Source organism: Streptomyces sp. WM6372, from assembly GCF_001279655.1.
In the GTDB taxonomy this organism is placed as follows: Bacteria; Actinomycetota; Actinomycetes; order Streptomycetales; family Streptomycetaceae; genus Streptomyces.
In genome coordinates this window covers 18,272-42,430 of the sequence record NZ_LGDB01000138.1, presented here as the reverse complement: position 1 = coordinate 42,430, position 24,159 = coordinate 18,272, and the positions used below count along the sequence as shown (strand labels likewise).

The following is a 24,159-nucleotide window of genomic DNA, read 5'->3' as shown; positions in this document are numbered from 1 at the left end:
CGGTGGGCGTGGCAGCCCGGGAGGCATTTCTCGGGCAGGACGACATCACCGGCAGACAGCTGCACGCCGAGGTAGGGGCCCTGGCCGGCAAGGCGGTTTGGAGCCGGGGAACGTGGCAGGTGGGCTCGCGGTGTTCGGGACGGGATCGGCGGCCTAGGACCATGCCGTACCCGCCACGCACCATCCACGAGGGCCCGGACCGCCGGCTGCGACCGGGTCGTGGTACCTCCATCGCGGCAGGTCAGCGTGATCGCGGCGATCACGCTGGCCGCGTGCGCCGGCAACGGACCCCCGGAGCACGCGTTCGACGTCGCACCGTACGCGCACAAGGGGCATGTGGTCGACTGCGACGCCTTCAAGGCCCAGGCCGACGCGCAAGCGGTGCTGCGGGCGGACGCACTCGACCCGAACGGACTCGACCGGGACGGCGACGGCATCGCGTGCCCGAACCTCCCGGGGCCGACGGACAAGAAGCCGGCTCAGCGCGACTTCATGACCGACGTGGACGGCGCGCCGATCAACGAGCCGATCAAGCCGCCGCCTACGTAGCGACCGGGGAAGCGGTCATGGTCGACGGCGAGGCCGCTGTTCCTGCGGTGATCCCGGCCGGCCCGTCCTGCCGCGGGGGTTCCGCGGCAGGACGAGCCGAAGGGCACCGGCACCCGTCAGGTGCGGTACGCGTAGTAGACCGCGTCCGGGTAGGACGCGATGATGCTCGCGAGCGACTTACGGTAGGTGTTGGTGGAGTGGTACGTGAGGTACGGCATTCCTGCGTTGCTGCGGTACGTCACCATCATGGAATGGTCCTTGGACCCGTCCCTGTTGAAGTCCACCTGCACGATGTCACCGACATCCGTCTGGTAGACGTTGGCCAGGTTGGCGGCCCGCTTGTTGGACAGCGTGAACCATGCCCACTCGTTCGCGCCGACCCAGGAGTCCGTCTGGCGGGTGCCGTCGTACGACCAGTTGCGGTAGTCCGTCGTGGAGCCCGGAACGGTCTTCCAGCCACCCGCCTTGAGCGCCTGGCTGATGAAGTTGGTGCAGTCACCTCCCGCGCCGCTGAACTTGCGGTACGCCGGGTTGTAGCTGCTCCAGTACTTCTCCGCGTACTTCGCCATGGCCGCGTAGTCGTACGCACCGCCGGTCTTCGCCTTGGGCTTCGCCGGGGCGGGGTACTTGGTGGAGGCGGGCGTGCCGTCCGGATACTGCTTGCCATCGTCCTTGGCGACGTTCGCCTTGGCCGCCACCGGCTCGTTGATCGCGACGGGGCCGTTGTCCTGGGACTTGATCGAGGTCAGCTCCCAGGCACCGCCCCGCTTGCTGGTGAGGGTCAGTTCGTAGCGCGTCCGGAAGTCGGTCGTCGCCGGCTCGTCCCCGCGCAGCTTCTTGTAGGTGAGCGTGGTGTCCTCGGAGACCTCGACGGTCGCCTTCCCGCCGGTGACCGTGGCCCGGTCCACGGCGACGTGGGTGGTGGCACCCGTGTAGGCCTCGCCGAGCGCCGCCAGGCGCGTCTTGCGGGACTGCAGCGACGAGATCGCGGCGTCCTCGTCCTTCTTCAGCTGGGCCGACATGCGCGTCTTCCCGGAGGAAGGACCGGAGTTGCGGTGTCCCGGCTGCTCCTCGACCAGAGCCTGGGTGCGCTGGGAGAGCACGTCGTCGGCTATGCGGGCGAAGGCGTCGACGGTCGCGCGGTCGGCTGCTTCGGGCCCGGAACCCGCACTCGCGGAGTAGGCGAACAGCGTCGCGGACGACAGGGTCACGGTCAAGGCTGCGCCGACGGCAAGCCTGAACCTCTTTGGTATCACTGCTTTTCCCCTTGTCACCCGGTCCACACGAACCGGGGGACGGAATCTTCGCACAACCAGGCGGCTCCTTCGTCCCCTTCGGAACCTTCCGCTTCGTCGACGGTCACCTGACAGGAGTCGCCTTGAGCGCAGGGCGACCTGCCTCCGGTTGTCGCCTTCCGCCAGTGGCGCCGTACCGCGCGGCCGGAAGCGGACGCCCTCACGCCGACCTCACAGCACATGCCTCTAGGGTATGCGGGAAAGCACAGCAAGGGGGGCATTCCTAGTGGGCAGGCAGGATACGTCCGCAAGAGGGCGATCGTGGGGCGGGCGGGCGGCTCGGGAGGGCAGCGGCGGAGCAGCCCCGTCGGGCCGCCGCAGGAAGACCGGGACGCGCCGTCGGCCCCAGGCGGCGGCCGGCCGGACAGCCGCCCTCGCGCCGGCCGCCGCTGCGGCGCGCACACAACTGCGGCGCCTGCGACCTGCCTTCCCGAGGCCGGGCCGCAGCGGCTGGCGCCGGTGGATACCCTCCTGGCGCCAGTGGCTGGGTGCCTGCCTGTACGCGTTCATAGCCCTGGCGGGCTTCATCACGTACGCCTACGCGACCACGGACATACCCGAGGACCTCAACTCGTTCGCCACGCAGCAGGACAACGTCTACTACTGGGCCGACGGTTCCACGATGGCCCGGACGGGCTGGGTCAGCCGGCAGGAGATGCCACTGGACAAGGTGCCTCCCAAGGTCCAGGACGCCGTTCTCTCCGCCGAGAACGCGAGCTTCTACTCCGATCCCGGCGTGTCACCGTCCGGCGTCCTGCGCGCCCTGGGCGCCGCGGCGACGGGGGGCGAGACCCAGGGCGGGTCCACCATCACGCAGCAGTACGTGAAGAACGCCTACCTGAACCAGGACCGCACACTGTCCCGGAAGTTCACCGAGCTCTTGCTCGCCGTGAAACTGGACAACCAGAGGGACAAGAAGCAGATCCTCCAGGACTACCTCAACACCAGCTGGTTCGGGCGCGGGACGTACGGGATCCAGCGCGCGTCCCAGGCGTACTTCGGCAAGGACGTCTCGCAGCTCAATGCCAGCGAGGGCGCCTTCCTGGCCTCCCTCCTCAAGGGCGCCGGGCTGTACGACCCCGCCGTCGGCAAGGAGAACCACGAGCGGGCCGTCGAACGCTGGGCCTGGATCCTGGACCGCATGGTCGAGACCGGCCGGCTCTCGCGCGCCGAGCGCGCCACCTACACCACGTTCCCCGAGCCCTTGGGCGCCGCCCTCCCCGGCACTCCCGGCGCGCAGACCGGATATCTGGTGGAGCTGGCCAAGGCCTACGCGATCAAGGCGGGCCACATCACGGACTCCGACTTCGACCTCGGCGGCTACCAGATCTACACGACCTTCGACCGGAACCGCATGACGGCCCTGACCTCTGCCGTCCAAAAGGCGCAGAAGGACTTCGACGCCGAGCGGCGTCCCGACACGGACAAGAACGCGAAGATCGGCGCGGCGAGCGTCTCCCCCGACGGGCGGCTGCTCGCCGTGTACGGCGGCCCCGACTATCTGAAGCAGGGGTTCAACGAGTCGAACGCGACGACGATCCCGGCCGGCACGGCGTTCACACCGATCGTCTACGCCGCCGCGCTCGACGAAGGCGTGCTGCGCTCGCGCGGCAAGACCCGTACGCCCGTCTCCCCCTCCACCACGTACAACGGCGACGACCAGGTCACCGTGCAGACGCCCGAGGGGCCGTACTGGGACCGCAGCGGCAAGGTGGTGAAGGGCCGCAACGACGACGGTCGCAACTGGGGCCAGGTGACGTTGCGCCAGGCCGTCGCCAACTCCGTCAACACGCCCATGCTGCAACTCGGCCTCGACGTGGGCCTCGACGGGGTGCAGTCGTTCGCCCAGCGCGCGGGCCTGCTCGGATCGAGCCTCGGGCCACGGATTCCCACGTTCGCGCTCGGGGAGAACTCGACGCCCAGTGCGATCCGCATGGCCGGCGCCTACGAGACCTTCGCTGCCGACGGCATGCACACCGACCCCTACTCGGTGCGCTCGGCCAGCCGCAACGGCACTGCGGTCCCGCTCGACATGCCGCAGCCGACCCGGGCCGTTACGGCCAAGACCGCCCAGGCGGTGACGGACGCCTTGCGGGACGCGGTCACCGAGGGTTCGGCGAAGACGGCGGGCAAGGCGCACGCCGGGGCGGCGGGCAAGACCGGAACGACGGCCGCGAACACGGCCGGCTGGTTCGTTGCGAGCACCGAGCAGGAGTCCACGGCCGTGGTGGTCTACCGGATGTCGCTGACCGATCTGGTTCCGCTGCCGCTGACGGGACTGGGCGGCGACGCCCCGGGCACGCCGGGCAGCGAGCGGGCGGTGCGTCTGTGGACCGACTACATCAAGGCGGTGAAGTAGGCCGGGCAGCGCACGCTGCCCGGCCTACCCGGCCCCCGGCCCCGTCTACTTGATGAGCGAGGCCCAGTCCGGTGCCTGCGCGGGGTCGAGCGTGCGCAGTTGGGCCAGGACCTTCGGATCCTGCGCGTCGAGCCAGTCCGCCAGCTCCCGGAACGACACGCAGCGCACGTCCTGGCGCGGGCAGACGTCCTTCATCACGTCCTCGACGGCCTTCATGTAGATGCCGCCGTTCCAGTCCTCGAAGTGGTTGCCGACGAACATGGGCGCCCGGCTGCCGTTGTAGACACGGTTGAAGCCGTTCAGATACGAGGCCCGGGTCTGCGCCTGCCACGCTGCGAACTTCGCCGGGTCGCCCTGCGTGCTGTCGCCCGACTGGTTGAAGAGGAAGTTGAAGTCCATGGAGAGGACCTGCACCTCCTTGCCCTGCAGTGGTACGAGCTGCAGGGGGAAGTTCCAGATGCCGTCCAGCTTGGACGGCCACAGCTGGAAGTCTCCCGCGGAACTCGCGTCGTAGCGCCAGCCGTACGGCTTGATCGCGGTCAGGAGGTTCTTCTGGCCCTCCAGGCAGGGCGCCCGGCCCCCGACCACTTCCCGGTCCGGGTCGAAGGGCAGCGGCGCCTCCTTGGTGAAACCGGTGTTGGTCTTCCAGTTCTTGACGAACGCATACGTCTGGTCGATCTCGCTCTTCCATTCGGCGGGGCTCCAGTCCCCGCCGCCCTTGGGCCCGCAGAAGTGCCCGTTGAAGTGCGAACCGATCTCGTTGCCGTCGCCCCAGGCGCCGCGCAACTGCTCCAGCGTGCCCTTCACGTGCGGGACGGTCGGGTAGGAGATAGCGGCCGAACCCTGGTTGTGCTGCGGCGGCCGGTAGAGCGACTTCTTGCTTTCCGGCAGCAGGTAGATGCCCGTGAGGAAGAAGGTCATGTGGGCCTTGTTCTCGCGGGCGACCTCGCGGAAGTGGGAGAAGAGGTGGTCATCGCCCTCCAGCGCGCCGTCCCAGGAGAACACCACGAACTGCGGCGGCTTCTCACCGGGTTTCAGCCGCTCGGGCTTGAGCTGTCCCGGCTGTGGCCCGGTGTAGGAGGTGGAGCCGTCTCCCAGCACCTTGACCTTGCCGTCCCAGGCCTCCTCGGCCTTCTTCGCGGCGGCGGCCCCGTCGGCCGCACCGCCCGGAGCCCCGAGCTTCGCATCGCGTTGGGCGGCCTCCTCGGGACCGCTTCTCGTGAAGGCGAACGCGGTGGCGGTGGCCCCCGCTAGGGCGAGCACGGCGACGCCCACGCCCAGGCGTCTGCGGTTCTGCGCCTTCCTCCGTACCTTGCGGGTACTCCGGGACTCCGTCCGGGCAGCCGGAGCGGTGTCGGTGTCGGCCATCGCAGTCGTCCCCCTGAGATCCCCGCAGCTGGGCCGCGTACGGATGGTTCATACGAATATAGAACTTGTCGGCACTCATCCCACACTCCAGGCCCCCCAACCCGTCGCTTCACAGCCAACTCACAGCCCCCTGGCGCTCCTGCGCGAACTCGACGACCCAAGCGGCGGAACCGCCGCTGCACTACGGCGCGGCCGGCGACCCGTTGCCGTCACGGTTCCGGCGTGCTTGTCGTGCCCGGTGTCAGACCGGCTCGTCGTCATCATGCACGGACCCGATCCTATGGAGAACGTTTGAGTTGAGGTCCACGTACGTGACCACGAAGGCCGAGCGGGGCTGCACCATGTACTACAAGATCGCGGTGACGGGGCGCCGAGCCCATGACAAAGACCGGGGCGTCGCCGGCAGGCAGGCGCGAGCGGTAGAGGTCGCCGCGGGAAACGCCGAGCAGCGGGGCAAGCTTGCGCATCGTCAAGTTCGTGCGCCAGTACGCCGCGACCGGTAGTGCCCGGTCCTGCACGTGAGAGGCTCCACGGCCGGCCCTTGCGGACCCCATCCGCACCCGCACGACGCAGCACGGTCAGCAGCCTCCCGAAGCAGCGCGGGCTCAACCCGGTGAACGGGACGATCCAGGACGGATGCGACGCCGTGATCAAACCGCACGGAGCCGTCCGGCTCGGCCGATCCGGACCGACGGATCCATCAGGCAGGCCGGCGCCGCCGGTGATAGGCCCAGGCCAGGGCCAGCACGATCGGCCCCCACAGCATCGCCGGGCTGATGCACACCCGGGCCAGGGCCATCCACCATCCGTTGCTGAACCCCACCTCGGGCAAAACGCCCGCCCAGGCGAGCGGGTAGAGGTCGAACAGCGCCACCAGCGCCAGGCCGCCCAGGACCGCCGGGATCACCGCTGCGAGCGGAGCCACCCGCCGACCACCGACGAACGGCACCCAGCGCGGCACCACCTCGCCCCACCCGCTCACCAAGCCGGTGGTGAGCAGAGCCAGTGCCTCGGTGAGCACACTGAGCCCGACGACGTAGAACGGAGCCCACCAGGGAGCGGTCGCCGGAGCCGCCGGGTCGATCATTCCCATACGGAAGTCGACGGCGAACGGCAGCCGCCACAGGCAGTGCGGCAGCACGACGAACGGGAGGGTCTTGGCGAGGCGTAGGGCCCAGACCGGGACGGGACGCTCGGTGTCGCCGAGCGGAAGGGCTAAACGTGTGATCGGCATGCCCCCACCATCGTCGAACCTCAAGGACGGTGCGTCGGCTACCCGCCCGATCAGGATCCCCCACGAGAGCTACCCCTCGGTCATCCTGGCGGATGACCGTCGGCAGAACCCGGGCGGCCATCTCGGAGGTCAATTGCGGGACAGCCTCAGGAATGAAATCCGGCATAACATCAAGGAATGGTGCAGAGCGAGGCGAGCGACGTCGACGGCTACCTGGCTGAGGTTCCTGAGGAGCGCAGGGCCGCGCTGACCAAGGTGCGGCAGATGTGCCGAGAGGAGCTGGTGGGCTTCAGCGAGGTCATGGCGTACGGAATGCCCGCATACGAGCGGGACGGCGCCTGCGAGATGGCGTTTGCCAGCCAGAAGCAGTACATCTCCTTCTACCTCATGCGCAGTGACGTCCGCGAGGCGTTCGAGGAACGGCTGGCCGGACTGGACATGGGCAAGGGCTGCCTACGGTTCCGCAGGCCGGAGGGCATCGACTTCGATCTTGTGCGGGATCTGCTCAAGGCGATTGCGGCCCGCCCCGGCGAGACATGCTGACACCGGCAGGCACGGGCTTGCCACCCGAGACGAGTCGGCAATGTGGAACGAGCTTATAAGGGCTCGCGGGGATCTGACGGGCGAACAGACAGTGGGGGCGGCCCGACCCGCCCCGCTCACGGATCCGTGAGCAGGGCGGGGCAGGTGCGGGGCGGGGCAGGTGCGAGGCCGGGGGCGGGGCCGGATGCGTCAGACCATGACCAGCAGCCGCGTGTTCGGTACCAGCTTCCGGTTCACACTGGTGCTCTGCACGAAGATGGTGAAGTCGTCGTTGTGGTCCGGCTTGACGCGGACTTCCGCGTCGGGCAGGCCGAGCAGGGCGCGGGCCTCCGGTCCCGTGTACACCTGGTCCGTCTTCTTCTCCAGCACCGCGATCTGCTTCCGCGCCTGAATCTTTTCCGACTTGCTCAGCTGGTAGAACGCACAACCGGTCCGGTAACTCTGCCCGCACTCGATGACCCATTCCCGGATCGCCGCATCGCGGGCCACGGAAACCAGCTGGTACTGGGACGGATCGACCGGGGTGAGACCGGCCGCGGCAATGGTTTCCTTGTTGACCACCTCGGCACCCGTGGAAAACACCGCCTTCGATCCCCGGATGCCCTTGGTGCGGCCCATCATGAAGTTCTCGGTGGCCTTCAGGATGACCTGTCCGGCCTCCTCCAGGCCCTGTGTGCTCGTGGCGTCCCAGATGGCGATGTTGTCCTTCGGGAAGCCGCACTGCATGGCCTCGCGCTTGCCCATCTGGTCCGGCACGAGGACGGCCAGCGTCCAGTTGTCCTGCTGCGTCTCGATCATCGTGGCCACGGCCCGCACCAGGTCACGCGGGGTGCGGGAAGGGGCGTCCGGGCAGCGGTGACTCGCGTTCTCCTGCCCGTCGGTCAGGACGAACGTGAGGAAGCTGTGGTCGCCGTAGAGCTGGGCCGTCTGCGCCAGCTCCCGCTGCGACTTCAGCGTGGCCGCCAGCAGGGCCGTCATTCCCCCGGCCCGGTACAGCTGCTTCAGGGACGGCATGCGCAGCACGTCCTTGTCGTAGATGACGCACTCCACCTTGTCCGCGAAGACGTACACCGTGACACGGGTTTCCTGGTCCAGTTCCTGTGACCGGCGCGCCAGATAGGCGATCTGCTGATCGGCGACTTCGACCACCTTGCGGCTCAGGTGCGACATGGACGAACTGGCGTCCAGCACGAGAGCGACGTGATTGATGTAGTTCTGGTTTCCGGACATGGCGGCCCCCCGTTTTCATTCCGACTTGATACTTCGATCCTCCCATCCACCACTGACAATCGATCTTGGAAGAGCCCCGGCCCGGATGCGGCGTTCGGGGACGCGCGCGTGGCCTCCTTGACCGGTCGGGCCGCCGCCCGCAGAGTCGGCATGCGGTGCCGTGGCAGCGCCGCTCGACCCCGTCCCAGCCGGTTCCGCAGTCCAGCGGCGGCTGACGGCGGCGGACGGCCTCGACCTCCGGGAGTGACTGCGCTGATGGTCGTCGACCTCGTCGTGATCGGTACGGCCATCACCCTGGGCCCCCTGCACAACAGCGCCTTCATCCTGCTGCTCTCCTCGCCGCGGGGCGTCCGCAAGGGCCTGGCGTTCCTGTTGTCGTGGCTCGCCGACCTGGTGGTGGTCATCGCCTGCGTGCTGCTGCTGACCGGCGGTGAGCCCCCGGCACGCCACAGCGCGCCGTCGACCGCCGCCGCCTGCGTGAAACTCGCCATCGGCGTGGGGCTGGTGCTGTACGGCGCACACCGCCGCCGCAGGCCGCCCCGCCCGCACGGCCCACCGCGCTGGACCGCGAGGGTGGACGGTGCCTCACTGGCCACGGCCGCCGGGCTGGCCTGGCTGTTCCAGCCCTGGGCGCTGGTCGGAGCCGGCGCCGCCACGGTCGTCGCCGCGGATCTCTCCTCCGTGGCCAGCTGGCTGGCCCTGGCCGGGTACTGCCTGCTGGCCACGCTCAGCCTCGTCGTCATGGAGCTGTACACCGTCTGGGCGCCGCGGGCAGCGGGCGCGAAGCTGAACGCCCTGCGCAGCTGGCTCGCGGACCATCAGGAACAGCTGGTCATCACGCTCTCCGTGCTCGCCGGCCTGTGGCTGGCGGCGCGGGGGATCTACGAGTTGGTCGCCTGAAGGACGGACGCGTTTCACTGCCTGCCGGGGCCCGTACCCGTGGCTAAGCTCGGGTGGTGGGACAGCCCGAGCAGCGCGCCGACGGCGCAGGACCGTTCACCACCCGCCTCTTCTCGAACCGCCCCGAAGGGGGAACGGTGGTGTGGGAGTCGCGGCCCGCGCGCAGGCGCGGGGTGCTCTCGGTCCGCGGCCCCGGGGACGAGGCCGTCCGGCCAGCGAGCGCCGACGCCGCGGCCCTCGGCCGCCTGCGCAGGCTGAACGCCATTGCCTCGAGTGCGTTCGTCGTCGGCGGCGCGCTGTTCGCCCTCGGCGCCGCCGTGGCCCAGTTCGGGTCCGGGAACGCGCTCGTGAGCGCCTCGATCTACTTCGCCGGCGGTCTGTTCTTCAACCTCGGCGGCTACACCTCGCTCCTGCAAGTGCTGAACGCGCCCCGCCACACCCCGGGCAGCGGCCGGCTGGTCACCGCCGGCTGGAGGTGGTGGGGGTACGAGCCGATGCGGCTGGACTGGCTGGGTACGTTCGTGCTGTTCGTGGGGACGCTCGTGTTCGCCGTCAACCTGCTGGACTCCTTCCGCCAGGGGCTCACCACCCAGCAGGTCAACCGGCTCGTCTGGACCCCCGACGTGGTCGGATGCGCGCTGTTCCTGATTTCCGGCCATCTCGCGTTCGCCGAGATCTGCCACCGGTTCCGGCCCTGCCTGCGCTCGCGGAGCCTGGGCTGGTGGGTCGTCGCCGTGAACCAGGTGGGGTCGATGCTCTTCATGGTGTCGGCAGTGGCCGCGTTCACCCGGCCGGCCACCGGAAGCCTGGTCAACTCCGGCATCGCCAACTGGGGGACATTGACGGGTGCCCTGTGCTTCTCGGCCGGTGGCGTGCTCCAGGCCTTCGAGCGACCGTAACCGCCAGTGGCCGCAACGGGAGCGCCGGGCCGGGCGCGTGCGCTGCGCCGGCGGGCGGCCTGGTCCCGCAGCACGGTGAGGGGTACCGCTCGCCGGGGTGGGTAGGCGCCCGGCAGGAACCACTTCCGGCAGTGGGAGGAGCCATGGCCCGACAAGTCCACGAGGTGATGACCGAGAAGCCGGTGACCGTCGACGGGCTGACCTCACTGGCGGAGGCAGCCCGGGTCATGCGGGACGCCGACATCGGGGACGTCCTGGTCGTCGACGAGGGCCGGCTGCGCGGCATCCTGACCGACCGGGACCTCGTGATACGTGCCGTGGCCGAGAACCGTGACCCTGCGGATACGACGGTGCAGGCGATCTGCAGCCCCGAACTGATCACCGTCGGCCCCGCCGACAGCGTCGACCAGGCCGTCACCCTCATGCGACGGCATGCGCTCAGGCGCCTGCCCGTACAGACCGAGGACGGCCGGCTCGTCGGAGTCGTCACGCTCGGTGACCTCGAAGTGGAACGGGCCCCGGGTTCGGCCCTCTCGGCCATCGCAGCCGCCGAGCCCGGCACCTGAGGGAGGGAACCGCCGGTCCCGGCGCCGGCACCGTGCGTGCCCGGGCCGGTCGCCTGCCCGGGCCGGTCGTCCTCCGGGAAGCGGAGCGGCGGCCCCACCTCACTTGCCCACGATGTCGCGCACGTTCTCGATGCTTCCGCAGCCGGAGGCCAGCTGCTCCTCGCGTGCCCGCAGGAAGGCGGCTCCCAGCTCGGCCCTGCGATCGTCGGGGACGCTTTCCCGGGCGCCGTTGAGGATCGTCCGCTCCTCCTCGTCCAAGTGGTGGGTCACCGCCTTGACCAGGTCCTCCAACCGTGCGTCCCACGTGTCGGAGCCGACGTCGTCCACTTCCAGCAGGGCGAGCAGCGCCTCGTTGCCCTCGGTGTGCTCCTCCTCGCCGTGCTCCACTTCCTCGTCGTCGACGCCCTTGAAGCGTTTGAGGGCGCCGTAGACCTCGGCCTCCTCCGCCTCGCCGTGCGCGATGAGCAGCGCCGAGAACTCGGCCAACGCCTTGGCGCGGTCGGCCTCGACGCTCCGCATGCGGCGGAAGAGGTCCTCCATGGTGCGGTGATCCTTGAGGATCACCTCGACGACGTCCTGCCCCTGGCCCGCCATACCGTTCGCCTCCTCCATCGTTGGCATCTCGCACCTCCCTGGGGACGGCGTGACGGCGCCCCGCTCGGCGGGTGCCCCCGGCACGACGGGACAAACATCGCGGCGGACCGCACGGCGCGGCCGCCGGCCGGCCCAGCAGTTGGGTTCCGACCGCGGCAGACGGGTTCCGACCGAGCCGTCGGCGGCCGCCCGCATCCGGTCGGGCAGCCACGCGTCACCCTGTGCCATCCGTCACCCTGCGTCATCAGGGCGAGCGTGCTGTCGCCACGGGGGGGCGTGTCGCCGGGGAGGCCTACCTGCCTACGATCAGCGGCCCCAGCGCAGGGCCGCCGTCTGCACGGGCGCGTCCCACAGCCGCAGCAGTTCCTCGTCGGCCCGGCACAGCGTCACCGAGCACCCGGGCATGTCCAGGGAGGTGACGTAGTTCCCCACCAGCGTCCGGGCCACCGGCACGCCCCTCGCCTCCAGTACCCGGACCACCTCGGCGTGGAAGCCGTAGAGCTCCAGCAGCGGCGTCGCGCCCATTCCGTTGACCAGGGCCAGGACCGGACCGACGTCCGAGGCCACCGCGGCCAGGTCCTCCAGTACGGCCCCCACCGAGAACTCCGCGATCTCCCGCGCCGTCATCATGGCGCGGCGCTCCCGGCCGGGCTCGCCGTGGATGCCGATCCCCAGCTCCAGCTCGCCGTCCGGCAGATCGAAGGTGGGCGTGCCCTTGGCGGGTGTGGTGCAGGCACCCAGTGCCACGCCGAAGCTGCGCGAGGCCTCGTTGACCTGCCGCGCGAGTGCGGCGACCCGCTCCAGTGGGGCGCCCTCCTCGGCCGCCGCCCCGGCGATCTTCTCGACGAAGAGGGTGGCCCCCGTGCCGCGCCGCCCGGCCGTGTAGAGGCTGTCGGTCACCGCGACGTCGTCGTTGACCAGGACGCGCTCGACCCGGATCCCGTCCTCCTCGGCGAGCTCGGCGGCCATGTCGAAATTGAGGACGTCCCCGGTGTAGTTCTTGACGACGAACAACACACCCTGCCCGGAGGCGACGGCCTTCGCCGCCCGCAGCATCTGGTCGGGCACGGGGGAGGTGAACACCTCGCCCGGGCAGGCGGCGGACAGCATCCCGTACCCGACGAACCCGGCGTGCAGCGGTTCGTGCCCGGAACCTCCGCCGGACACCAGGCCGACCCGCCCGCCCTCGCGCGCGTCACGCCGTACGACGACCCGCCCCTCGACGTCCACGTCCAGGTCGGGATGGGCGGCGGCCAGCCCGCGCAGGGCGTCGGCGACCACCGTCTGCGGACTGTTGATCAGCATGTTCATCGGGTGCCTCCCGGATGCAACAGGCGGACGAGCGGTAGAACGCCCCCGATGGCCCCACGGCCCAGGACGGGCGGGCATGCGCGTGAGCGCACGCACTGCACCGTGCACGCCGCCCTACACCCAGTGTGCCGTCCTTCCGGGCCGGGCACATCCGCCAAGACTTCCGTTCCCGGCCCCGGGAGAGTTACGAGCTGCGATCAGCGGGAAAGATCCCAATACTGGACCGGCGGCCCGTCGAGCGCGGGCGCACCGTGCAACGTACCTTCAGAGGACTCGGGGCAGTCGAAGTCGGCCGTCGTGCCGGCGGGAAGCGGAACCCATGACTGAGCGCCTCAAGGGACATGGGCTGGTCGGCGAGCTCTCCGCCGAATTCGCCGGCACCATGATCCTCATTCTCTTCGGGTGTGGTGTGGTGGCCCAGGTGGTCGCCGGCGGGGCCTTGACGGACCCCGCGGGCGGCCTCGGAAACCACGACAGCATCGCCTGGGCCTGGGGTCTCGCGGTGACCCTGGGCGTCTACGTCGCGGCACGGCTCAGCGGTGCCCACCTCAATCCGGCGGTCACCCTCGCACTGGCGGCGTTCAAGGGCTTCCCGTGGCGCAGGGTGGCGCCCTACATGCTGGCCCAGGTGGCCGGCGCCTTCGTCGCGGCCCTCATCATCCGGTGGAACTACTCCGAGGCACTGGCCAAGGCCGACCCCGGTCACACCATCAAGACGCAGGGCGTCTTCTCCACGCTCCCGGCCAACGGCAATCCCAACCTGCCGGTCACCGAGTGGGGCGCCCTGCGGGACCAGATCATCGGCACGGCGCTCCTGCTCCTGCTGATCCTCGCGGTCACCGACCTGCTGGGCACGCCACCCGGCGCCAACCTGGCCCCGTTCATCGTCGGCCTGATCGTCGTGGCCATCGGCATGGCCTTCGGCACCAACGCCGGATACGCGATCAACCCCGCCCGTGACTTCGGACCCCGGCTGGCGAGCTTCCTCACCGGCTACGGCGGGGCATGGCGTGATCAGTACGGGAACTTCTACTTCTGGGTGCCCATCATCGGCCCGTTCATCGGTGGCCTGCTGGGCGCGGTCTTCTACAAGACCTTCATCGGCAGGTACCTGCCCACCGCCGAACCGGAGCCCGCGGGACGGGTCCCCGCCCCGGACGAGAGCTGACCGGACCGCCGGGGCGGGCCCGAGACGGCCCGCCCCCGCACCTCAGCCCGTACGGGCCCAATCGCCTAGAGAGGCGGCACACCATGGCTGACTTCGTGGGCGCGGTGGACCAGGGGACCACCAGCACCCGATTCATGATCTTCGACCACGCAGGCAACGAGGTGGCGAGACACCAGTTGGAACACTCCCAGATCCTGCCCCGCTCGGGCTGGGTCGAGCACGACCCCGTGGAGATCTGGGAACGCACGAACTCGGTGATGCAGAACGCGCTCCGGCACGGCAACCTGTCCGCCTCCGACCTCGCGGCGATCGGCATCACCAACCAGCGCGAGACGACGGTCGTATGGGACCCGCGCACCGGCCGCCCCTACTACAACGCCATCGTCTGGCAGGACACCCGCACCGACTCCATCGCGGCGGCTCTGGAGCGCTCGGGCCAGGGCGACGTGATCCGCCGCAAGGCGGGCCTTCCACCGGCCACCTACTTCTCCGGCGGCAAGATCCAGTGGATCCTGGAGAACGTCGACGGGGTCCGCGAAGCGGCCGAACAGGGTCACGCCCTCTTCGGCAACACCGACTGCTGGGTGCTGTGGAACCTCACCGGCGGACCCGACGGCGGCGTCCACGCCACCGACGTGACCAACGCCAGCCGCACCATGCTCATGGACCTGGAGACCCTCGACTGGGACGACGAACTCCTCGGGTTCTTCGGCGTTCCCCGGTCCATGCTCCCCACCATCAACCCGTCCTCCCACCCGGAGGCGTTTGGACGGACCCGCACTTCCCGTCCGCTGCGCGAGGCCATCCCCATCACCGGAGTCCTCGGCGACCAGCAGGCGGCCACCGTCGGGCAGGTCTGCTACGCACCCGGCGAAGCCAAGAACACCTACGGCACCGGCAACTTCCTGGTGCTCAACACCGGCACCGAACTGGTCCGCTCCCAGCACGGCCTCCTCACCACCGTGGCCTACCAGTTCGGGGACAGCCCGGCCGTGTACGCGCTGGAGGGATCCATCGCCGTCACCGGCTCGGCGATCCAGTGGCTGCGCGACCAACTCAAGATCATCAAGGACGCGGCCGAGAGCGAACGCCTCGCCCGCACCGTCGAGGACAGCGGAGGCATCTACTTCGTACCCGCCTTCTCCGGCCTCTTCGCACCGTACTGGCGCTCCGACGCCCGCGGCGCGATCGTCGGCCTCGCCCGCTACCACGACAACGGTCACCTGGCGCGGGCCGCCCTGGAAGCCATCTGCTACCAGAGCCGCGACGTGGTGGACGCCATGGAACAGGACTCGGGCGTCCACCTGGACGTCCTCAAGGTGGACGGCGGCGTGACCGCCAACGACCTGTGCATGCAGATCCAGGCCGACGTCCTCGGCGTACCGGTCAGCCGCCCCGTCGTCGCGGAGACGACCGCGCTCGGCGCCGCGTACGCCGCCGGACTGGCCACCGGCTTCTGGCGCGACACGGACGAACTGCGCACGCACTGGCAGGAGTCCAAGCGCTGGCAGCCCGAATGGTCCGAAGAACAGCGCGAGGAGGGATACGCGGGCTGGAAGAAGGCCGTGGAGCGCACGCTCGACTGGGCCACGGTCGAATAGATCCGCACAGCGGTACGGCCGCCCGCGCCGGCCGTACCGCACGGGGCCGCCCCGTGCGGCCCGCAGCACGAGGAGGAGACCATGGCGACCACGGCGGCCCTCTCGCCCGGGGCGAGGACGCGGGCCCTCGCAGCGATGGGAGAGGGCGAACTCGACGTCCTCGTCGTCGGAGGCGGCGTCGTGGGCGCCGGCGCCGCCCTGGACGCCGCGACCCGGGGGCTGGACGTCGGCATCGTCGAAGCCCGCGACTGGGCCTCCGGCACGTCGAGCCGCTCCAGCAAACTGATCCACGGAGGCCTGCGCTACCTGGAGATGCTCGACTTCCGCCTCGTCGCCGAAGCCCTCGGCGAACGCGGACTCCTGCTGCGCTACCTCGCCCCGCACCTGGTCCGCCCGGTGCCGTTCCTCTACCCCCTCACGCACCGGATCTGGGAGCGGCCGTACGTCGGCGCGGGCGTGCTGATGTACGACGCCATGGCCGCCGCCTCCGGCACCACCGGAGGCCTGCCCCACCACCGCCACCTGCTGAAACGGCAGGCCCTGCACGAAGCGCCCGCGCTGCGCTCCGACTCCCTCGTCGGCGCCGTGCAGTACTGGGATGCCCAGGTCGACGACGCCCGCCACACCATGTTCCTCGTCCGTACCGCCGTCAGCTACGGGGCCCTGGCGGCCAACCGCACCCGCGTCGACCGCTTCCTGCGCCAGGGCGAACGCGTGGTGGGCGCCGTCGTCACCGACCTGGAGACCGGCGACGAGCGCGAGGTCCGTGCCCGCCAGGTCATCAACGCCACCGGTGTGTGGACCGACGAGACGCAGTCCATGGCCGGCACCCGGGGACAGTTCCACGTCCGCGCCTCCAAGGGCGTCCACCTGCTGGTTCCCCGCGACCGGATCAACTCCCGCACGGGGCTGATCCTGCGCACCGAGAAGAGCGTCCTGTTCGTGATCCCCTGGGGACGCCACTGGATCATCGGGACCACCGACACCGACTGGACCCTCGACAAGGCACACCCGGCCCTCAGCTCGAAGGACGTCGCCTACCTCCTGGAACACGTCAACGCGGTCCTTTCCACGCCCCTCGCCCCCGAGGACGTCGAGGGCGTGTACGCGGGCCTGCGGCCGCTCCTGTCGGGGGAGGCCGCCGAGACCAGCAAACTCTCGCGGGAGCACCTCGTCGCCCATCCGGTCCCCGGGCTGGTCGTGGTGGCCGGCGGCAAGTACACCACCTACCGGGTGATGGCGAAGGACGCGGTCGACGAGGCGGCCCGGGGCCTGGACGAGAAGGTGCCGGACTGCGCCACGGAACGCGTCCCGCTGGCCGGCGCCGACGGCTACTCCGCCCTCTGGAACTCCCGCCACAGGCTGGCCGCGCGCTCCGGACTGCACGTGGCCCGCATCGAGCACCTGCTGAACCGCTACGGCTCCCTGGTCCACGAACTGCTGGCCCTGGTCGCGGAGGACGCCTCGCTCGGAGAGGCCCTCCCGAGCTCCGACGACTACCTCCGGGTCGAAGCCGTCTACGCGGTCACCCACGAGGGAGCCCGCCACCTCGACGACGTCCTCGCACGGCGCACCCGGATCTCCATCGAATCCTGGGACCGCGGGGTCGACGCGGCACGGACCGTCGCCGAACTGATGGCACCCCACCTGGGCTGGGACCGGGCACAACAGGACCGCGAGGTCGACCACTACGAGAAGCGGGTGGCCGCCGAACGCGAGGCCCAACTCCAGCCGGACGACCGCACCGCCGACGCGGTACGCCTGGGCGCCCCCGACATCGTCCCGGTCCGCGGCCTCTGAGCCGCCGCCACCCTGCCCGGCATCGGTCCCGGGTGCGACCACGACCGCCCCCGCGGCAGCCGGAGCTTCTTCGCGAGCGGAACCCGGGTGGTCATTCCCTCGTCTTGCAGCGCGGCTCGGCCGTGGGCTCCCGCGTTCCCGTCCCGTTCCGGCTCTGCCCGTTCCGCGTACCGCGTATGTGAGAGGCCTTCACCGTGCCCGTCGCCCCCACCCACGTCAGCGTCCTGTCCGAGGACTTCGCCACCGACCCCTACCGGTACTTCGCGCAGCTGAGGCAGCGGACTCCGGTGCACCACGAGCCGGCGATCGACAGCTACTTCCTCTCGCGCCACGCGGACGTGAAGCGGGTGCTGACCGACCACGAGGCGTTCACCACCGAGACGCTGCAGGTGCGCGCCGAGCCGGTGATGCGCGGGCCGGTCCTCGCGCAGATGACCGGGTCCGAGCACACCGCCAAGCGGAAGATCGTCGTACGGAGCTTCACCGGGCAGGCCCTCCAGGACCAGATACGCGCCGTCCGCGCCAACGCAGCCGAGCTCATGGCCCCTTTCCTCGCCCGGGGCCGGATGGACCTGGTCAACGATTTCGGCAAACCCCTCGCCGTCCACGTGACGCTCGACGTCCTCGGTCTGGAGAGACGGGACTGGCAGCAGGTGGCCGCCTGGCACAGCGGGGTCGCCGAGTTCATCACCAGCCTGGCCCTCACCCCCGAGCGCCGCCGCCACTGCCTGGACTGCGCCGAGCAGTTGGAGGCGTACCTCCTGCCCGTCATCGAACAGCGGCGCCGCGACCCCGGCGACGACCTGATATCGAAGCTGTGCACCGCCGAGTTCGACGGCATCGCCATGAGCGATCGCGAGGTCACCGCACTGGTCATCAACGTTCTGGCGGCCGCCACCGAGCCCGCGGACAAGACCCTCGCCCTGCTCTTCAAGCACCTCATCGACCACCCCGAACAGCTGGCGCAGGTCCGCCGGGACCCGGACCTGCTGGCCGCCGCGATCGCCGAGACCCTGCGCCACACCCCGCCGGTCCAGCTGATCCCCCGCCGGGCGGAGGAGGACGCCGTGTTCGCCGGTACCACCGTCCCGGCCGGTGCCACGGTCTTCTGCATGATCGGCGCGGCCAACCGGGACCCCGACGTCTTCACCGACCCGGACGCCTTCGACATCCACCGCCCGGACCTGGGCACCGCCCGCTCCTTCACCGCGGCCGCCCAGCACCTGGCCTTCGGCACCGGACTCCACCAGTGCGTCGGCGCGGCCTTCGCGCGCGCCGAGATCGAGACCGTCGCCGGGCTGCTCCTGCCCCTGCTCGACGAGGTCCGCTACAGCCCCGGCTTCCGCTACCGGGAGGCCGGCCTGTACACCCGGGGGCCCCTCTCGCTGTCGCTGGACTTCACCCCCGTCCACCTCGGCGAACGGGACCTCGGACCCGTCGGCTGACACCTCCGTTAGGATCTCCGTTCGCCCGGTCGAAGCCGGGTGGCGCACAAGGGAGTTGGGAGCCGCCATGGTGTCCGTGGGGGAAAGACTGAGCAGAGCGCGCGTCCGGGCCTTCGTCGGCCGGGACGAGGAACTCGGGCGCTTCGAGGAGGCTTTGGCCGGCGATCCGCAGGCGCCGTTCGCGTTCTACGTGTGCGGACCGGGCGGCATCGGGAAGTCGACCCTGCTGCGCCGCCTCGCGGACCACGCCCGTGCGGCCGGCCGGCTGCTCGTCGAACTCGACGGCCGGTTCGTCAGCCGGGACCCGGCCGATTTCGAGCGGGCCGCCGGTCCGTTCCTGGACGTTCCGGGAACGGTCCTGTTCGTGGACTCCTTCGAGCACTGCCAGTGGCTGGAGAGCTGGCTGTGGCACCACCTCCTGCCCCGGGCCGCGGACGACACCCTGGTCGTCCTGGCCGGCCGGCGCGCTCCGCAGCCGCAGTGGACCGCCGACCCCGCCTGGTCCCGGCTCCTGCACGTGACCGAACTGGAGCCCTTCTCCGAGGAGCAGGCCCGGAGCCTGCTGGTGGCGGCGCAGATCCGGCCCGAACTGCGGGACCGGGTACTGCGCTTCGCCGGGGGCAACCCGCTCGCCCTGTCCCTCGCGGCCGCGGCGGGATCGGCGGGCTGCGGCCGGGAGGAGATCTGGGCCCCCACGGCGGACGTACTGCGCACCCTGCTGGCGGGGCTGATCGGGGAGGTGCCCACGGCGGCCCACCGCCGCGCCCTGGAAGTGGCGGCGCAGGCCCACTCGACGTCCGAGGAACTGCTCGCCGCGGTGCTGCCCGAAGAGGATGCCCATCCGCTCTTCTCCTGGCTGCGGGACCTGCCCTTCATGGAGTCCACCCACCGGGGGCTCCACCCGCACGACGCCGCGCGCGAGACGCTCGCCGCCGACCTGCGCTGGCGGGCGCCCAACGCGTTCGAGGCGATGCGCCGGCGCCTCGCCGACGAGTACCTGCGCATACTGCGCGAAGCACCCGAGGAGCGGGTGTGGACCGTCACCGACGAGCTCTTCTACCTCTTCCGGGAGGGCGCGACCCTGGCCCGACTGCGATCCTGGTCCCGCGAGGACGAGGTGCACGACCGTCCCCTGCACCCCGATGACATCGATGCCGTGCTGCGCATGGCCGAGGAGACCGAAGGAGCCGCCTCCGCGGAGCTGGTCCGGTACTGGGCGCGGCGCCAGCCGCAGGCCTTCAGCGTCTACCGGCTCGTGAGCACGGGCCGGATCGTGGCGTTCACGGCCCGACTGGCCCTGCCGTCCCCGCCCGACCCCCAGGACCTGGCCACCGATCCCGTCGTCGCCGCCGCGTGGCGGTACGCCGATGCCACCGAGCCGGTGAGCCCCGGCGAACACATCGGCGTCAGCCGCTTCTCGATCTACCCCGGGCGCTACCAAGTACCCTCACGTGTCATTGACTTGAGCAGCTCGCGGGCCCAGGCGGAGGCGGCCCGGGCCCGCGGCCGGGCGTACGGATTCGCCGTCTACCGGGACGCCGAGACCTGGGCGGAGCGCGTCAAGGGCACCCTCAGCGACACCGGGGCACGCCCGCGCGTCGGGGAGTACACGTACGGGCTGTTCGGCGTCGACTGGCGCCACGTATCCGTGGAGAATTGGCTGTTGCGCTTCATATCCCCCACCGCCGACGAGCCGGTCCGCTCCGGACCGTCGCCCGTCTCGCGTTCGGCGTTCGACCAGGCGGTGCGCGAGGCGTTGGCCCACTGGCGCGACGCGGGCGCCTTCGCGGCCTGCGCCCTGATGCGCACGCGTCTCGCGGCCGACCTCGACGATCCGGTGGGGGAGTTGCGTGCCCTGCTGCGCCGGGCCGTCGACGACCTCGCCCGTGACCCGCGCGGCGTACGCGCCCGAGAGGCCCTGACGGCGGGGTACTTCTCCGGCGCGCCCACCCAGGAGGCCGCCGCCCGCCGCCTCGGCCTTCCGTACGGCACCTACCGCCGCCACCTGCGGCAGGGCCTGGACCTGCTCTCGGAAGCCCTGTGGCAGCAGGAGTTGCACGACCCCAGGTAGCAACGCCGCTCGCGCGCCCCCGGCGGACCCGGGTGGACAGGTGCGGACACCAGTGGACAGCGCCCCTGCCTGCCGGGCCTGGAGAGTGGGCACCGTCCGCACCGAGTCTGTGCGCCATGAACGTTGCACACACGCAGACGGACCAGACAGTACGCCGGACCCCCGGGCCGGGAGCGGTCCTCGCGGCGCTCGCCGCCGCCCAGTTCACCGTCATGCTCGCCACCTCGATCGTCAACGTGGCGCTCCCGCAGATCCGGGCCGGCACCGGGCTCACGGACGGCGGAACCACCTGGGTGGTCAACGCCTACGGCCTGGCGTTCGGGGCGCTGCTCCTGGCGGGCGGGCGGGTCGCCGACCTCCTCGGCCGCCGCCGGGTGGTGATGGCCGGGCTCGCCCTGTTCGCGCTGGCTTCGCTGGCAGCGGGGCTGGCCACCTCCGCCGGGGTGCTGATCGCGGCACGTGCGGTACAGGGTCTCGGGGCCGCCGCGATCGCCCCGGCCGCCCTCGCCCTGGCGATGGACCGGGCATCGTCCGGCCCCGAGCGCGGCAAGGCCCTGGGCGTGTGGGGAGCGGTCTCCGGTGCGGGAGCGGCGGGTGGCGTCCTGCTGGGCGGCGCGCTCACCCAGGCATGGGGCTGGCCCTGGATCTTCCACACGGTCGCGCTCGGAACGGCGCTGGTCCTGGCCGCGGTGGCCGTACTCGTGCCACGGGACGCAGAGCGGGAGGCCGGACGGCAGGCCGGGCGGTTCGACCTGCTGGGCACCGCCACCGTCACCCTCGCGCTGACCGGCCTGGTCTGGGGCCTGACCACCGCGCGCGGGGCCGGCTGGACGGACGCCCGGGTGCTGGGCGCACTCGGCGCGGCCGTCGCGTTGTTCGCGGCCTTCGCCGTGATCGAGGTCCGCCGGCCCGACGCGCTGATTCCGGCGCGTCTGTTCGCCACCGGCCGGGTCGCCGCGGGCAATCTGCTGATGGCCCTGCTGGGATCCGTATGGCTCGCCCTGTTCTTCTTCCTGCCGCTCTACCAGCAACAGGTCCTCGGGTCGGGGCCCTTGGCCACCGGAGCGGGACAACTCCCGCTCGCCGTCGCCCATATGCTCGGCTCCGCCCTCGCGCCACGTGTCTCCCGGCGCTTCGGAGCCACCGCGACCGTGACCGCGGCCCTGCTGACCGAGGCCGCCGGACTGCTGTGGCTGTCGCGGATCAGCGCCGACGGAAGCTACCTGACGGACGTGCTCGGCCCGAGCATCCTGGTCGGCCTGGGCCTCAGCATCGCCTTCGTCCAGCTGACCGCCCTCGCCGTGGACGGTGTCCCGCGCGCCGACGCGGGCCTGGCCGGGGGACTGGTGAACACCACCCGGCAGGTCGGCGCAGCGATCGGCCTCGCCGCCCTGGCCACGCTGGCCGGGTCCGTCACCGCCGGCGCGTCCGCCGGTACGCCCCCACTGGAGGCCCTCACGGCCGGCTACCGCACCGCCTTCACGGTCTCGGCCGCGGTCCTGGCCGCCACGGCCCTCCTCGCGCTGTTCCTCACCCGCCGCACGAGTACGCGTACGCCGACCGTCCCGACCACCCCGACCACGCCCGCTCACCTCAAGTCCGTTGCCGAACAAGCTGTCTGAGCACACGTCACATCCACGAGAAGAGAGTCCAGCCATGACCACTGCGAAGCCTTACCTGACCGGCCACTTCACCCCCGTCGCCGACGAGATCACCGCCACCGGCCTCACCGTCGAGGGCACCCTGCCCCCCGAGCTGACCGGCCGGCTGCTCCGCAACGGCCACAACCCCAAGCCCGGCGTCACCCCCACCCACTGGTTCAAGGGCAGCGGCATGGTGCACGGCATCCGCCTGAACGGCGGCCGCGCCGAGTGGTACCGCAACCGCTGGGTGCACACCCCCGCCCTCGACGGCGCTCCCTACATGACCGAGCACGGCCCGGACCTGACCGCGAGCGCCGCCGGCACCCACGTCATCGAACACGCCGGACGCCTCCTCGCCCTGTGCGAGGCGAACCTCCCGTTCGAGCTCACCCCCGAGCTGGAAACGGTCGGTGCCTACGACTTCGACGGAAAGCTGCGCAGCGCGATGACCGCGCACCCCAAGGAGGACCCGGTGACCGGGGAGCTCCACTTCTTCGGGTCCTCGCCGTTCCCGCCGTTCCTGACCCACTACGTGTCCGACGCCAAGGGATCGATCACGCACAGCGCCGAGGTGCCGGGGGCGACCGCCGCACTCAAGCACGACTTCGCCCTCACCCGCCGTCACGTGGTCTTCGTCGAGGGCAACGTCACCTTCGACCACACGGAAGCCTCGGGCATCCCGTACAGCTGGAGCGACCAGCAGCCCGCCCGTATCGGTGTCATGCCCCGAGGCGAGGACGGTGCCCGGCACATCCGCTGGTTCTCCATCGAACCGGGCAACATGCTCCACGTCTCCAACGCCTACGAGGACGGCCAGGGCCGCATCGTCCTGGAAGGCCCCACCGTGGACCGCGAGGGCTTCCGGCTCTCCTGGAACTGGTGGATCGGCGCGCCCGGGCGCGGCAGCGAGCCCGTCAGCCGCTCGTACACCCGCCGCTGGGTGCTCGACATGTCCGCCGGCACCGTCGACGAGCAGATCATCGACGACCTGCCGGTGGAGTTCCCGACCCTCAACGAGGCCTACCTGGGCGCCGAGAACCGCTACCAGTACGCCATCTCCTTCCCGAACGAGGAGGGGCTCGGCGGCTACGGCGTCGTCAAGTACGACCGTGCCAGCGGTGCACGCCGCATCCACCAGGTGGGCGATGCCCGGATGCCCAGCGAGGCCGTGTTCGTCCCCGCCGCCGATGCCACGTGCGAGGACGACGGCTATCTGCTGACCGTCGTCTCCGACCTCAAGCAGGACGCCTCGCAGCTCCTGGTGCTCGACGCCTCCGGCCTCGAGCGGGTCGCCACCGTCCACCTTCCCCAGAGGGTGAGCGCCGGACTCCACGGCTCCTGGATCCCCGACGGCGCCCTGTAAGGCGCAGCACGGACCGACCAGGAGCAGGAACCTGCCGGAGCCGCGGACATGCCGCGGCTCCGGCACCACCTGCACCACGTGAGAGAACGCGCTCCGCCCGGATGGCCGGACGTCGTACTTGAGGCGGAGCGGACTACCGGGGGCTCGGGCGGTGTCCACGGGGCGGGGAAGGCATTCCGGAGCCGTATTTCGGCCAACTGCCCGGAAATCGCGTGGTACG

The 24,159-nt window shown here is 70.8% G+C and carries 19 protein-coding genes and 1 pseudogene; 13 read left to right on the top strand and 7 right to left on the bottom strand.

The genetic code is table 11. From position 1 onward, the window contains the following. Positions 1–246 precede the first annotated feature (246 nt). Complete coding sequence (locus tag ADK52_RS12000; RefSeq protein WP_053689754.1) at positions 247–549, top strand: excalibur calcium-binding domain-containing protein; 303 nt, start codon at positions 247–249, stop codon at positions 547–549. A gap of 116 nt (positions 550–665) precedes the next feature. Here the strand turns inward: ADK52_RS12000 and ADK52_RS11995 are convergent, their stop codons facing one another. Beyond that, positions 666–1,805: an amidase domain-containing protein gene (locus ADK52_RS11995; protein WP_053689753.1), complete on the bottom strand. Its 1,140-nt coding sequence runs from the start codon at positions 1,803–1,805 to the stop codon at positions 666–668. Between the two features lie 265 nt (positions 1,806–2,070). Here ADK52_RS11995 and ADK52_RS11990 point away from each other — a divergent pair, with 265 nt between their 5' ends. Continuing rightward, a complete protein-coding gene (locus ADK52_RS11990) occupies positions 2,071–4,203 on the top strand; it encodes a transglycosylase domain-containing protein (protein WP_234343662.1) in 2,133 nt (710 codons plus the stop codon). 45 nt (positions 4,204–4,248) lie between these two features. On the opposite strand, the gene ADK52_RS11985 is transcribed toward ADK52_RS11990, so the two are convergent. From ADK52_RS11985 to ADK52_RS11980, 3 genes and pseudogenes are all read right to left on the bottom strand, one after another. Further along, the gene (locus ADK52_RS11985; RefSeq protein WP_078988258.1) at positions 4,249–5,571 is read right to left on the bottom strand and encodes a hypothetical protein; all 1,323 of its coding nucleotides are present in this window, start codon (positions 5,569–5,571) and stop codon (positions 4,249–4,251) included. A 431-nt stretch (positions 5,572–6,002) separates the two neighbouring features. After that, positions 6,003–6,279 (bottom strand): annotated as a pseudogene (locus tag ADK52_RS39820) (transposase family protein); the annotation flags it as partial. Further along, positions 6,272–6,805, bottom strand: a complete 534-nt coding sequence (locus ADK52_RS11980) for a hypothetical protein (RefSeq protein ID WP_053689752.1) — start codon at positions 6,803–6,805, stop codon at positions 6,272–6,274. The pseudogene ADK52_RS39820 and the gene ADK52_RS11980, both read right to left, overlap by 8 nt. Before the next feature lie 177 nt (positions 6,806–6,982). On the opposite strand from ADK52_RS11980, the gene ADK52_RS11975 reads away from it, so the two are divergent. Then, positions 6,983–7,348 carry an iron chaperone gene (locus ADK52_RS11975; RefSeq protein WP_053689751.1) on the top strand — a complete coding sequence of 122 codons (366 nt, stop codon included), beginning with the start codon at positions 6,983–6,985 and terminating at the stop codon, positions 7,346–7,348. Positions 7,349–7,537: 189 nt separating this feature from the next. Here ADK52_RS11975 and ADK52_RS11970 read toward each other — a convergent pair whose 3' ends face one another. Then, positions 7,538–8,578, bottom strand: a complete 1,041-nt coding sequence (locus ADK52_RS11970) for a vWA domain-containing protein (protein WP_053689750.1) — start codon at positions 8,576–8,578, stop codon at positions 7,538–7,540. A gap of 255 nt (positions 8,579–8,833) precedes the next feature. Between ADK52_RS11970 and ADK52_RS11965 the strand changes: the two genes are divergently transcribed. The 3 genes from ADK52_RS11965 to ADK52_RS11955 all read left to right on the top strand — a co-directional run bounded on the left by ADK52_RS11965 (position 8,834) and on the right by ADK52_RS11955 (position 10,943). Beyond that, complete coding sequence (locus tag ADK52_RS11965; RefSeq protein WP_053689749.1) at positions 8,834–9,478, top strand: GAP family protein; 645 nt, start codon at positions 8,834–8,836, stop codon at positions 9,476–9,478. A 56-nt stretch (positions 9,479–9,534) separates the two neighbouring features. After that, positions 9,535–10,377, top strand: coding sequence for a hypothetical protein (locus ADK52_RS11960; protein ID WP_053689844.1), 843 nt, complete (start codon positions 9,535–9,537; stop codon positions 10,375–10,377). Positions 10,378–10,520: 143 nt separating this feature from the next. Beyond that, positions 10,521–10,943 (top strand): CBS domain-containing protein, encoded by a 423-nt coding sequence (locus tag ADK52_RS11955; protein ID WP_053689748.1) that lies wholly within the window; start codon positions 10,521–10,523, stop codon positions 10,941–10,943. A 99-nt stretch (positions 10,944–11,042) separates the two neighbouring features. Here the strand turns inward: ADK52_RS11955 and ADK52_RS11950 are convergent, their stop codons facing one another. Both ADK52_RS11950 and dhaK read right to left on the bottom strand, forming a co-directional pair. Then, positions 11,043–11,564: a hemerythrin domain-containing protein gene (locus ADK52_RS11950; protein WP_182508477.1), complete on the bottom strand. Its 522-nt coding sequence runs from the start codon at positions 11,562–11,564 to the stop codon at positions 11,043–11,045. Between the two features lie 279 nt (positions 11,565–11,843). Beyond that, positions 11,844–12,848 carry a dihydroxyacetone kinase subunit DhaK gene (gene dhaK / locus ADK52_RS11945; protein WP_053689746.1) on the bottom strand — a complete coding sequence of 335 codons (1,005 nt, stop codon included), beginning with the start codon at positions 12,846–12,848 and terminating at the stop codon, positions 11,844–11,846. 319 nt (positions 12,849–13,167) lie between these two features. Between dhaK and ADK52_RS11940 the strand changes: the two genes are divergently transcribed. The 7 genes from ADK52_RS11940 to ADK52_RS11910 all read left to right on the top strand — a co-directional run bounded on the left by ADK52_RS11940 (position 13,168) and on the right by ADK52_RS11910 (position 23,939). After that, complete coding sequence (locus tag ADK52_RS11940) at positions 13,168–14,016, top strand: MIP/aquaporin family protein (RefSeq protein ID WP_053689745.1); 849 nt, start codon at positions 13,168–13,170, stop codon at positions 14,014–14,016. An 83-nt stretch (positions 14,017–14,099) separates the two neighbouring features. Next, positions 14,100–15,617 carry a glycerol kinase GlpK gene (gene glpK / locus ADK52_RS11935; RefSeq protein ID WP_053689744.1) on the top strand — a complete coding sequence of 506 codons (1,518 nt, stop codon included), beginning with the start codon at positions 14,100–14,102 and terminating at the stop codon, positions 15,615–15,617. An 81-nt stretch (positions 15,618–15,698) separates the two neighbouring features. Next, on the top strand, positions 15,699–17,417 hold the full coding sequence (locus ADK52_RS11930) for a glycerol-3-phosphate dehydrogenase/oxidase (RefSeq protein ID WP_053689743.1): 1,719 nt from the start codon (positions 15,699–15,701) through the stop codon (positions 17,415–17,417). 194 nt (positions 17,418–17,611) lie between these two features. Then, positions 17,612–18,862, top strand: a complete 1,251-nt coding sequence (locus tag ADK52_RS11925; protein ID WP_053689742.1) for a cytochrome P450, cyclodipeptide synthase-associated — start codon at positions 17,612–17,614, stop codon at positions 18,860–18,862. A 76-nt stretch (positions 18,863–18,938) separates the two neighbouring features. Next, complete coding sequence (locus tag ADK52_RS11920; protein ID WP_199828486.1) at positions 18,939–20,933, top strand: ATP-binding protein; 1,995 nt, start codon at positions 18,939–18,941, stop codon at positions 20,931–20,933. A gap of 116 nt (positions 20,934–21,049) precedes the next feature. Then, positions 21,050–22,555: an MFS transporter gene (locus tag ADK52_RS11915; RefSeq protein WP_063783819.1), complete on the top strand. Its 1,506-nt coding sequence runs from the start codon at positions 21,050–21,052 to the stop codon at positions 22,553–22,555. A gap of 34 nt (positions 22,556–22,589) precedes the next feature. Then, positions 22,590–23,939, top strand: a complete 1,350-nt coding sequence (locus ADK52_RS11910) for a carotenoid oxygenase family protein (protein WP_053689739.1) — start codon at positions 22,590–22,592, stop codon at positions 23,937–23,939. The last annotated feature ends 220 nt before the right edge of the window (positions 23,940–24,159 follow it).

Bases quoted from the DNA above. Each gene is read 5' to 3' on its own strand.
- ADK52_RS11970 (WP_053689750.1), bottom strand. From the start codon at position 8,578: ATGTCCGGAAACCAGAACTACATCAATCACGTCGCTCTCGTGCTGGAC.
- ADK52_RS11950 (WP_182508477.1), bottom strand. From the start codon at position 11,564: ATGCCAACGATGGAGGAGGCGAACGGTATGGCGGGCCAGGGGCAGGAC.
- ADK52_RS11940 (WP_053689745.1), top strand. From the start codon at position 13,168: ATGACTGAGCGCCTCAAGGGACATGGGCTGGTCGGCGAGCTCTCCGCC.
- glpK (WP_053689744.1), top strand. From the start codon at position 14,100: ATGGCTGACTTCGTGGGCGCGGTGGACCAGGGGACCACCAGCACCCGA.
- ADK52_RS11930 (WP_053689743.1), top strand. From the start codon at position 15,699: ATGGCGACCACGGCGGCCCTCTCGCCCGGGGCGAGGACGCGGGCCCTC.
- dhaK (WP_053689746.1), bottom strand. From the start codon at position 12,848: ATGAACATGCTGATCAACAGTCCGCAGACGGTGGTCGCCGACGCCCTG.
- ADK52_RS11975 (WP_053689751.1), top strand. From the start codon at position 6,983: ATGGTGCAGAGCGAGGCGAGCGACGTCGACGGCTACCTGGCTGAGGTT.
- ADK52_RS11965 (WP_053689749.1), top strand. From the start codon at position 8,834: ATGGTCGTCGACCTCGTCGTGATCGGTACGGCCATCACCCTGGGCCCC.
- ADK52_RS11980 (WP_053689752.1), bottom strand. From the start codon at position 6,805: ATGCCGATCACACGTTTAGCCCTTCCGCTCGGCGACACCGAGCGTCCC.
- ADK52_RS11910 (WP_053689739.1), top strand. From the start codon at position 22,590: ATGACCACTGCGAAGCCTTACCTGACCGGCCACTTCACCCCCGTCGCC.
- ADK52_RS11915 (WP_063783819.1), top strand. From the start codon at position 21,050: ATGAACGTTGCACACACGCAGACGGACCAGACAGTACGCCGGACCCCC.
- ADK52_RS11985 (WP_078988258.1), bottom strand. From the start codon at position 5,571: ATGGCCGACACCGACACCGCTCCGGCTGCCCGGACGGAGTCCCGGAGT.
- ADK52_RS11955 (WP_053689748.1), top strand. From the start codon at position 10,521: ATGGCCCGACAAGTCCACGAGGTGATGACCGAGAAGCCGGTGACCGTC.